We start from the raw sequence: 1,511 nt of genomic DNA on the forward strand, positions 1-1,511 counted from the left end.
TGAAACACATTCTTGGCCAGATCGAGCCCGACCGTGATAATCTCCGACAGGACTGCCTCCCATAATGGATTGTGACAATCCCACCCTGTTGGAGTGGACGGCCCCTGAACGGCATCGAAACGTGCCAGAGTGAGTCGTTGAGGAACTCAAACGAAGGGGTCGTCCGTGGATCAGATTATCCGTATTGGCATGGATACTTCAAAGCACGTCTTTCAGCTGCATGGCGTGAATGCCGCCGAACAACCGGTTCTTCGCAAGAAGATGCGCCGCAAGGAGATGGTGGATTTCTTTGCAAAATGCCCGCCAACCGTCGTTGCGATTGAGGCCTGTGGTGCTTCGCATCACTGGGCGCGGTTGCTGAGGGGGCTCGGTCATGAGGTCAAGCTAATCGCGCCGCAGCTCGTAAAGCCCTACGTCAAGCGTGGCAAGAATGATGCGACCGATGCTGAAGCGCTGTGCGAAGCGATGAGCCGTCCGACGATGCGGTTCGTTCCGGTGAAGAGCACCGAGCAACAGGCGTCACTAATGCTGGTGGGCATGCGCGAGCGTGCTGTCGCCGCCAGGACGCAGCTTGCCAATACGATCCGTGGCTATGCGGCCGGGTTCGGACTAACCGCGGCCAAAGGTGTGTCTCATATCCCGCTCCTTTTGGAACGCATCATGGTTGATGAAAACGTTCCTGCCCTGGCGCGCGATCTGTTTGTGTCACTGGCGGATGAATTTGCGCAGCTGAAGGAACGCTTGAAAGAGATCGAGGCGAAACTGTTGGCTTGGTATCGCAGCAACGAATGTTGTCGCCGCCTCGCAACGATCCCCGGTGTCGGGCCAATCGGTGCGATCTTGCTGGTGATGAAAGCGCCGGCACCGGAGCAGTTTGTATCGGGAAGGCAGTTTGCCGCCTGGATGGGCCTGACGCCCGGAGATCACTCGACAGCCGGCAAGGTCAGGCACGGTGTCATTACGCGAGCCGGCGACGAGACCTTGCGCAAGACATTGGTCGTGGGCGCGACTTCGCTGCTTCGACAGGTGAGAGCAGGCAAAGGCAGGAATGCCTCGCCCTGGCTCATCGAGCTGCTCAAGCGCAAACCGCCGAAGCTCGTGGCCGTGGCGCTGGCCAACAAGATCGCCAGGATCGCCTGGAAAATGATGATGGCAGGCGAGACGTATAAAAACAATGCTGCGCGACCGGCTATGGCCTGCGCGGCATAACGAGATTGGCCAGTCACGGTGAGCAGGAAAAAGGCGCTACCGTGCTGAGCTGATGCGTGAACTTGCAAGAAATCTGAAGATGGTGTGATCGATCGATCCAAGACGTAGGACACTCCGTATGTGCCAATGGCCCGATGTGGCCGTCACCGTGTTTGGAACCAACGTCGCGGAATCCATCTTGGCCAGCGTTCATGTGCGAGCGCACCAACAGGCCGGACATATGAACGCAAGCGATCCGATCAAAATCATCAAGGAGTTCTTGTAGGGAGGGGGCCGTCCACATATGGCACATCGATGCCGTC

General features: G+C 57.8%; 1 protein-coding gene. It reads left to right on the forward strand.

Annotated features, from left to right (window positions below):
* Positions 1 to 165 precede the first annotated feature (165 nt).
* Entirely contained in the window at positions 166 to 1,209 is a 1,044-nt protein-coding gene (locus EG244_RS20210) for an IS110 family RNA-guided transposase (protein ID WP_124966920.1), read from the forward strand.
* Positions 1,210 to 1,511 lie beyond the last annotated feature (302 nt).

It is taken from the genome of Falsigemmobacter faecalis, from assembly GCF_003863335.1.
Classification (GTDB): Bacteria; Pseudomonadota; Alphaproteobacteria; order Rhodobacterales; family Rhodobacteraceae; genus Wagnerdoeblera; species Wagnerdoeblera faecalis.